Here is an 8,631-nt window from a genome sequence, read left to right on the forward strand (position 1 = left end):
CATGATCCCCTTTCCCGATATCGCCCCCGAGATCTTCACGATCAACCTGGGCGGCCTGTCGTTGTCGCTGCGCTGGTATGCGCTGGCCTATCTGGCGGGGCTGATCATCGGTTGGCGGCTGATCGTCGTCATGATGCGCCGTCAGGCCCTGTGGGGTGATCGTGCGCCCACTGATCCTGACAAGGTGGACGACCTTCTGACCTGGGTGATCCTGGGCGTCATACTGGGCGGGCGCCTAGGATTCGTGCTGTTCTATGAACCTGCTTATTACCTCGCGAACCCTGCCGACATCCTCAAGGTCTGGCAAGGCGGGATGAGCTTTCACGGGGGCTTTGCGGGCGTCATCGTCGCCACTTGGGCCTGGTCGCGCGCGCATTCGGTGCCGGTCCTGCGCCTGGCGGATGCAATGGCGGTGGTGGCACCCATCGGAATCTTTTTCGGGCGTATTGCCAATTTCATCAATGCTGAGCTTTGGGGGCGTCCGACCGACCTTCCTTGGAGCGTGATTTTCCCTGGCGAGGCCGCACAGGCCTGCCCGGGGGTCCAAGGGCTTTGCGCCCGTCACCCCAGCCAGCTTTACGAGGCTGGGCTGGAAGGGCTGGTCCTCGGGCTGATCCTCTGGGCCCTTGTCCGGGCCGGAGGCTTGCGCCGCCCGGGATTGGCCTTTGGCGTATTCCTGGCAGGCTATGGGCTCGCCCGCATGTTTGTCGAATTGTTCCGGGTTGCCGACGCGCAATTCATCACGCCGGGCAACCCGCTTGGCCATGTGATCGGCGGGCCGGTGATGGGTCTGACGATGGGGCAGGTCCTGTCGCTGCCGATGGTGCTGATCGGCCTTGTGCTGATCTGGAATGCACGCCGGCGTCCGGCCATTGCGGCCTCGTGACACCGCTCGCCCAGATCATCGCGGCCCGCATACGCGCCACCGGGCCCATCAGCCTTGCCGACTACATGCAGATCTGCCTGCTGGACAGCCGGCATGGCTATTACGCGACCCGTGACCCCTTTGGGGCAAAGGGTGATTTCACCACCGCCCCCGAGATCCACCAGATGTTCGGCGAACTCTGCGGACTGGCGCTGGCGCAGGCCTGGATAGATCAGGGTTGCCCGGTGCCCGTTACCTTGGCCGAACCGGGCCCGGGCCGCGGAACGCTGATGGAGGACCTGCTGCGCGCGACCAGAGTGGTCCCTGGCTTGCATGATGCGGTAAAGGTTGCCCTGATCGAGGCCTCGCCTCACCTGCGCAGACTTCAACGCGTTCGCCTCGGGGCAGTCCAACATCTCGATCATGTCGAGGAATTGCCAAACAAGCCACTGTTTCTGATTGCAAACGAGTTTATCGATGCGCTGCCGATCCGGCAGTTCCAGAAGACCGAGCAGGGTTGGCGGGAACGTCTGGTCGGACTGTCCGACAATGGCTCGCTCCAAATCGGCCTTGGATCCCCGGTTTCCCTGCCCCGGCAGGGCGGGATCGGCGACATTGTCGAGGAGTGCCCCGAAGGCGTGGCCTTTGTCGAGGCCGTTTCACGACGCATCGCAGCCCATGGCGGGGCGGCCATCATTATCGATTACGGCGGCTGGAACGGTGTGGGCGACACGTTCCAAGCCCTGCGCAACCATCAGACCGAGGATCCCTTGGCCTCTCCCGGGCTGGCGGACCTGACCGCGCATGTGGATTTCGCGCCGCTCGCAGCGGCCGCATTGCGTGGCGGAGCCGTGGCCTCATGTCCCGTACGACAGGGAGACTGGCTCTTGTCGCTTGGCGCCGAGGCGCGGGCCCGGCGGCTGGCGCAGGCCGGCGATGCAGGCGCCATGGCGGCGCTTCACCGCTTGACCGATCCGGCGGAAATGGGTCACCTGTTCAAGGCCATCGCCATCTGGTCAAAGGGAGCGCCACCCGTTCCCGGTTTTGTCGCGCTGGAGGATCATGCACACGACGCTTGAAATCCTGACCCACCCGTTGCTGTCACAGGTTCGGCATGGGTTCTTCACGCGCAAGGGCGGAGCCTCGTCGGGCCTGTTTGCCGGTCTGAACTGCGGGCGCCGCTCCTCCGACCAGAGCGAGATGGTGCGGGTCAACCGCACCCGGGTGGCCAAGGCCATGGGCGTGCCTGCAGACCATCTGGCAACGGTCAAGCAGGTTCATTCTGCCGATGTCGTCACCCTGCGCGACGAGGATCGGATCGAGGACATCAGGGAGATCAGGGCCGATGGTCTGGTAACGGCGCGGCGAGATGTGGCCATTGCCGTTCTGACCGCCGATTGCCAACCCATCCTGTTGGCGGATGCAGGGGCGGGCGTCATAGGGGCCTGTCACGCCGGCTGGCGCGGCGCCTTGTCGGGTGTGATCGAGGCAACGGTCGCAGCAATGCGCGATCTGGGGGCCGAGCAGATCTGCGCCGTCATCGGCCCCACGATCAGCCAAGCAGCCTACGAGGTCGGCGATGGGTTCATGGACGAGTTTCTTGCGGAAGATCCGGAATACCAGCGCTTTTTCAGCGGTGGGCCCAATGGACGGCCGATGTTCGACCTGCCGGGCTTTGGCCTGATGCGGCTGCGCGCGGCCGGGGTCGAGGCGGAATGGTCACGCCACTGCACCTATTCCGATCCCGCCCGGTTCTTCAGCTATCGCCGTGCCACGCATGAAGGACAGGCCGACTACGGCCGGCTGATCAGCGCAATACGGTTGTGACAACAGGCCTCAACCAGCTTCGCGAACGCGTTCCTCGACAATTTCGAAGGGAACAGCCGGCTGGTCCTTGGCGCCCCTGATCACCAAGGAGGTCTTGACCGAAGCCACATTCGGCGCAGCCGTCAGGCTGTTGGTCAGGAAGCGCTGGAAAGTCGACAGGTCGGGCGAGACGCATTTCAGGATGAAATCGATCTCTCCGTTCAACATGTGGCATTCGCGCACAAGCGGCCAGTCCTGAACCAGTGCCTCGAATGCCGACAGGTCGCGCTCCGATTGCGAGGCGAGGCGGACCATGGCAAAGACCTTGACCTCGAAGCCCAGTTCCCGCGCATCAAGATCGGCGTGATAGCCGCGGATATAGCCCAACTCTTCCAAGGTGCGGACGCGACGCAGGCAAGGCGGGGCCGAGATGCCGACGCGGCGCGCCAACTCGACATTGGTCATCCGACCATCGGCCTGAAGTTCGGCCAGGATCTTGCGGTCGATATCGTCAAGCTTGGCGCCGGCCATGTTTCTCTTTCTTCTGTCGGATCTTGGCGTTTCCGGAAACTACAGTGACGCCCGCTGGGGCGCAACAATCTTTCTGATGCCGCAACTCCGCCGGGACACGTTGCAGTCCGGTGCATGAGCGATTACCTCATGCACAAACCGGGAAAGAGGCGCAAGATGACCGAACGCAGCCATGTGAAACTTTTGATCGTCGGCTCGGGTCCGGCTGGCTATACCGCCGCCGTCTATGCCTCGCGCGCCATGCTGGAACCGATGCTGATCCAGGGAATGCAGCCGGGCGGACAGCTGACCATTACCACCGAGGTCGAGAACTGGCCGGGTGAGACCGAGATCCAAGGCCCCGAACTGATGGTCAAGATGGAGTCCCACGCCCGCGCGATGGGTGCCGAGATCGTGACCGACATGGTCACGCGACTGGACCTCGGGCGACGCCCGTTCCGTGCCGAATGCGACAGTGGGCGGGTGGTGACGGCGGATGCGGTGATCCTGGCCACGGGAGCGCAGGCCCGCTGGCTGGGACTGCCGTCCGAGGAAAGGTTCAAGGGCTTTGGCGTCAGCGCCTGTGCGACCTGTGACGGGTTCTTTTATCGAAATCGCGAGGTCGTGGTCATCGGCGGTGGCAACACTGCCGTCGAGGAGGCCCTGTTCCTGACCAAGTTCGCGAGCAAGGTCACCCTGGTTCACCGTCGCGACACGCTGCGTGCGGAAAAGATCCTTCAGAACCGCCTGCTGGACCACCCGAAGGTCGAAGTGATCTGGCACCACGAACTGGCCGAGGTAACGGGTGTGGACACACCCATGGGCGTCACAGGCGCTGTCTTGCGCGACATCCGCGATGGCTCGACGCAGGTTATCCGTGCAGATGGCGTCTTTGTGGCCATTGGCCACGCGCCGGCCAGTGAACTGGTCCGCGACCAGTTGGAAACCCACAATGGCGGTTATGTGAAGGTCGAACCCGGCAGCACACGGACCTCCATTCCTGGGGTCTTTGCAGCCGGTGACCTGACCGATCACACCTATCGTCAGGCGATCACCAGTGCAGGAATGGGCTGCATGGCCGCACTCGATGCTGAACACTTCCTGGCGGCTCAGGATGGTGTCGAAACAGTACCCGAGCAACTGGTGGCAGCCATCTACTGAAGAAGCAGCCTGCGCGGCATCGGCGCCGCGCGGGCTTGAGAATTCAGTTCCGGTTCCGGGACCGCTCGCGTGCAGGCAAGTTGCCGGCATGATCGAAAGCACCCGACGGAGGCATGTTTCTTTCGGTACCTGCCAGCGGCGCCTTGCCGGGATCGGCGTCGGGGTCTGCAGGATGCAGGGGTGCGCCGTCCTCGACCATCGGGTTGGCGGTCTGACCCTCTTCCTTCAGCGCGGCAGCCTTTTGTGAGAGTTCGGTCTGACTGGGTCCGTCACCGGATTCGCGCCGATGGCGTTCCGCCGTTGCGCGGTGGAGCGCGGCATCCAGGTAATCCGTCTTGGTCAGCGTCCCGCGATTGCCCGCAGCGGGGGTCGCACCGGCCGGCTCGGCCTTGCCGCGCGCTTCCCGGCCTTGACGGTCCGCCAGATCACGTGCCCGGTTGCGCCGGTCGCGCAGGCGCGTGACAAGATCGGACAGCTCCCTGTCGCTCAGCTGCTTCAACAAAGGCGGCCGTGTCTGATCGGCCAGCTCCAGCTCGTCTCGGCTGAGGGCGCGCTGTTCTTCGGGCGTCACGGCGTCGTTGCTGGACATGATGATCTCCTTCGCATTCGTTGTCGCAGACTCAACGGGACCGTCCGGGCATGGTTCCGAACGCAGGCCCGAACGCAAAAGCGTTTTCCCAGACTTGAATATCGCTTTTCGTCTCGCTAATGGAGGCGGCGAGTCACCTGGCCATGCCACGACGCATGGTTCCCTGCATCCTGCCAACCCCGAGCGCCCATGACCCAATCGAACCACAACCCGATTCCTGAACTCTATGTTTCGGCCGAAGCGGCTGCCGCGCTGAAGGACGAGGCGGGCCGGATGCCCAGCTGGGATCTGACACCCCGGCAGATCTGCGATCTGGAACTGCTGATGAATGGCGGCTTCAACCCGCTGAAAGGGTTCCTGACGCAGGCCGACTATGACGGCGTCGTCGGCGAGATGCGCCTGGCATCGGGCGCGCTCTGGCCCATGCCCATCACGCTGGATGTGAACGAGAAGTTCGCTGAAGGACTGGAACCGGGCACTGACATCGCGCTGCGCGACCAGGAAGGCGTGATCCTGGCCATCATGTCGGTGACCGACAAATGGGTGCCGAACAAGGCGCTGGAGGCTGAAAAGGTGTTTGGCGCGGATGACCTTGCGCATCCGGCCGTGAACTATCTGCACAATGTGGCGGGACCGGTCTATCTGGGGGGGCCGATCAAGGGCCTGCAGGCGCCGACGCATTACGATTTCCGCGGCCGTCGCAACAGCCCCAACGAACTGCGCGCGATGTTCAAGAAACTGAACTGGCAGCGCGTCGTGGTGTTCCAGACCCGCAACCCGCTGCACCGTGCGCATCAGGAACTGACCTTCCGTGCGGCACGCGAGGCTCAGGCCAACCTGATGATCCATCCTGTTGTCGGCATGACCAAGCCGGGCGATGTCGATCACTTTACCCGCGTCCGTTGCTACGAGGCGGTGCTGGACAAGTACCCGGCCGCGACGACGACGCTATCGCTGCTGAACCTGGCCATGCGCATGGCCGGCCCGCGCGAGGCGGTGTGGCACGGGTTGATCCGGAAGAATCACGGTGCCACGCATTTCATCGTCGGCCGCGACCACGCCGGCCCGGGCAAGAACAGCGAAGGCCGCGATTTCTACGGTCCTTATGACGCGCAGGAACTGTTCAAGACGCACCAGGACGAGATCGGCGTCGAGATGGTGGACTTCAAGCACATGGTCTATGTGCAGGAAAAGGCCAGCTATTACCCTGCAAATGAGGTTCCGGAGGGTTCGACCGTCCTGGACATCAGCGGCACCGAACTGCGCCGCCGCCTGCGCGAGGGTCTGGACATCCCGGAATGGTTCAGCTTCCCCGAGGTCGTTCAGCAGCTGCGCCGCACCTCGCCTCCGCGCGCGCGTCAGGGCTTTACCGTGTTCTTCACGGGCCTTTCGGGTTCGGGCAAGTCGACCGTCGCCAATGCGTTGATGGTCAAGCTGATGGAGATGGGTGGCCGCCCCGTGTCGCTGCTGGACGGTGACGTGGTGCGCAAGCATCTGTCTTCGGAACTGGGCTTCTCCAAGGAGCATCGCGACATCAACATCAAGCGCATCGGCTATGTCGCGTCCGAGATCACCAAGAACGGTGGCATCGCGATCTGCGCGCCCATCGCGCCCTATACCGCGACCCGCCGTGCCGTGCGCGAAATGGTGGAGGCGGGCGGCGCTTTTGTCGAGATCCACGTCGCGACCCCGCTGGACGAATGCGAACGGCGCGACCGCAAGGGCCTCTACAAGCTGGCGCGCGAAGGCAAGATCAAGGAGTTCACCGGCATTTCCGACCCTTACGAAGAGCCCCAGAACCCCGAACTCAGTGTGGACACCACCGATATTGACGTGGACAGCGCCGCCCATCAGGTGCTGCTGAAGCTGGAAGGCATGGGTCTGATCGGTCTGAGCTGATCGCTTGAACATCGGAAACGGCCCCGGCACGCGCCGGGGCCGTTTCGCGTTGCGGAACCCTTTCGGCCACAGCCGGTTCAGCCACGGCAGCACGAGGAAGACATGACCACATCACGCACGAACCCTTGGGCGGCCACGGTGCTGCTGTTGATGGGCAACTTCATGAACCTGATCGATGTAAGCATCGTCAACGTGGCCTTGCCTTCGATCCGCGCGGACCTGAACGCCACGGAGACGCAGATCGAATGGGTATCCGCAGCCTATGTTCTGGCCTTTGCGGTGGGATTGCTGCCCTGCGGCCGGTTTGGTGACAAGCTGGGGCGCAAGCGGCTGTTCCTGTGGGGCGTGGGGTTGTTCACCCTGGCCTCGGTGCTGTGCGGACTTGCACCCGGCATCTGGGTCCTGATCGGGGCGCGCGGCCTGCAGGGGGTGGGCGGCGCGATGATGGTGCCGCAGGTCATGGCCATCATGCACGTGATTTTTCCACCCGAACAGAAGGCGCGGGCCTTTGCACTTGCCGGGGTTGTTGTCAGCCTCGGTGCCGTGACGGGACCGTTGCTGGGCGGCCTTCTGATCACCGGCGACCTTCAAGGCTTGGGCTGGAGGCCGATCTTTCTGGTGAACCTGCCGGTGGGGATCCTGGTGGTCCTGGGCGGCATCCGCCTGATCCCCGCGCTGGCGCCGGCACGCGGCATGACGATCGACTGGCCGGGTGTCGGGCTGTTCGGTCTGGCCATTGTCCTGATCGTCCTGCCGGTGATCGAGGGGCCGTTGCTGGGCTGGCCGTGGTGGAGCCTCGTGGCCCTGATCATGGCGCTGCCTGTCGTCGCCTTGTTCCTCCAGCGCCAGTACGCGCTGGAGCGCGCGGGACGCGAACAGTTGCTGCCCATGACGCTGCTGCGCGACGGCGGATTTCTGTCGGCGGTGCTGGTCGTGATGCTGCACTTTTCTGCCATTCCGGGAATGTTCCTGATTTTGGCGATCTATCTGCAGACAGGGTTCGGACTGACGCCATTGGAGTCGGGGCTCGCCACTGCACCTTTTCCCCTTGGCGTGATGCTGGGCAGTTGGATAACCGGGCGCTTCGGCATCCGCGCGCTGATGATGCGGATCGCCATTGGTGCAGCTGTCCTGCTGGTGGGGATGACTTGGCTGCGTAATGCAGGGGGCCATCCGCCGCCCGATCTGGACGTGCTGACATTGGCAGGCCCGCTGGCAGTGAACGGCTTCGGGATGGGGCTTGCCATCTCGCCGCTGTTCCAGCTGGTGCTGCGTGACGTTCCCGGACGGATCGCGGGGGCGGCGACAGGCAGCATGCAGGCCTTGCAGCAGGTCGGTGCAGCCATTGGTATCGCGGTCGCCTCCAGCCTGTTCTTCGTTCATCTGCGGGCGGCGGGTGATTATGCTGCCTCGCTGTCCCATGCGCTCGGTTACCAGATGGCCGTCTTTGCAGCGATCCTGCTGGTGCTGGGCCTGCGCGCGTTGCAGCAGCGACGCAGGGTAGTGCCGGGATGACCTGGCGTTCCTCACTGGAAGTCTTTGATCTGACCACAGGCCAGACGCGTGTCATCCTGCGGACGTCACGGCTGATCGAGGCGCCGAACTGGGATCCCGACGGCTGGTTCCTGGTGAATGGTGATGGCCGCCTGTGGCAGGCATCGGCCGATGGTCTCTGCCTGATTGACACGGGCAGCAATGAGCGGTGCAACAACGATCACGGGCTGCTGCCGGATGGCAGGATCGTGTTTTCCAGCCATGACGGGATCGGGGCGGGCATCCACATATGGGACGGCACATCAGT

General features: G+C 63.8%; 8 protein-coding genes and 1 pseudogene. 7 read left to right on the plus strand and 2 right to left on the minus strand.

The features are described 5' to 3' along the window. Position 1 precedes the first annotated feature (1 nt). The 3 genes from lgt to pgeF are packed head-to-tail and all read left to right on the plus strand — an operon-like array spanning position 2 to position 2,692. Positions 2–886 carry a prolipoprotein diacylglyceryl transferase gene (gene lgt, locus ACLHHB_RS05565; RefSeq protein WP_410217295.1) on the plus strand — a complete coding sequence of 295 codons (885 nt, stop codon included), beginning with the start codon at positions 2–4 and terminating at the stop codon, positions 884–886. Beyond that, complete coding sequence (locus tag ACLHHB_RS05570) at positions 883–1,944, plus strand: class I SAM-dependent methyltransferase (protein ID WP_410217296.1); 1,062 nt, start codon at positions 883–885, stop codon at positions 1,942–1,944. The genes lgt and ACLHHB_RS05570 overlap by 4 nt, the downstream gene beginning before the upstream one ends. Next, on the plus strand, positions 1,928–2,692 hold the full coding sequence (gene pgeF / locus ACLHHB_RS05575; RefSeq protein ID WP_410217297.1) for a peptidoglycan editing factor PgeF: 765 nt from the start codon (positions 1,928–1,930) through the stop codon (positions 2,690–2,692). Before ACLHHB_RS05570 ends, pgeF begins: the two co-directional genes overlap by 17 nt. 9 nt (positions 2,693–2,701) lie before the next feature. On the opposite strand, the gene ACLHHB_RS05580 is transcribed toward pgeF, so the two are convergent. Next, on the minus strand, positions 2,702–3,202 hold the full coding sequence (locus ACLHHB_RS05580; protein ID WP_410217298.1) for an Lrp/AsnC family transcriptional regulator: 501 nt from the start codon (positions 3,200–3,202) through the stop codon (positions 2,702–2,704). Between the two features lie 156 nt (positions 3,203–3,358). Between ACLHHB_RS05580 and trxB the strand changes: the two genes are divergently transcribed. Then, complete coding sequence (gene trxB, locus ACLHHB_RS05585; protein ID WP_410217299.1) at positions 3,359–4,342, plus strand: thioredoxin-disulfide reductase; 984 nt, start codon at positions 3,359–3,361, stop codon at positions 4,340–4,342. Positions 4,343–4,385: 43 nt separating this feature from the next. Here the strand turns inward: trxB and ACLHHB_RS05590 are convergent, their stop codons facing one another. Beyond that, positions 4,386–4,931: a hypothetical protein gene (locus tag ACLHHB_RS05590; protein WP_410217300.1), complete on the minus strand. Its 546-nt coding sequence runs from the start codon at positions 4,929–4,931 to the stop codon at positions 4,386–4,388. 189 nt (positions 4,932–5,120) lie between these two features. Here ACLHHB_RS05590 and ACLHHB_RS05595 point away from each other — a divergent pair, with 189 nt between their 5' ends. The 3 genes and pseudogenes from ACLHHB_RS05595 to ACLHHB_RS05605 form a co-directional block, all read left to right on the plus strand. After that, positions 5,121–6,830 carry a bifunctional sulfate adenylyltransferase/adenylylsulfate kinase gene (locus ACLHHB_RS05595; RefSeq protein WP_410217301.1) on the plus strand — a complete coding sequence of 570 codons (1,710 nt, stop codon included), beginning with the start codon at positions 5,121–5,123 and terminating at the stop codon, positions 6,828–6,830. A 102-nt stretch (positions 6,831–6,932) separates the two neighbouring features. Then, positions 6,933–8,345 (plus strand): MFS transporter, encoded by a 1,413-nt coding sequence (locus tag ACLHHB_RS05600; protein ID WP_410217302.1) that lies wholly within the window; start codon positions 6,933–6,935, stop codon positions 8,343–8,345. Beyond that, positions 8,342–8,631: pseudogene (locus ACLHHB_RS05605) on the plus strand (hypothetical protein); the annotation flags it as partial. The gene ACLHHB_RS05600 and the pseudogene ACLHHB_RS05605, both read left to right, overlap by 4 nt.

Origin of the sequence: Paracoccus sp. (in: a-proteobacteria), from assembly GCF_046462195.1 — a bacterium.
Classification (GTDB): domain Bacteria; phylum Pseudomonadota; class Alphaproteobacteria; order Rhodobacterales; family Rhodobacteraceae; genus Paracoccus.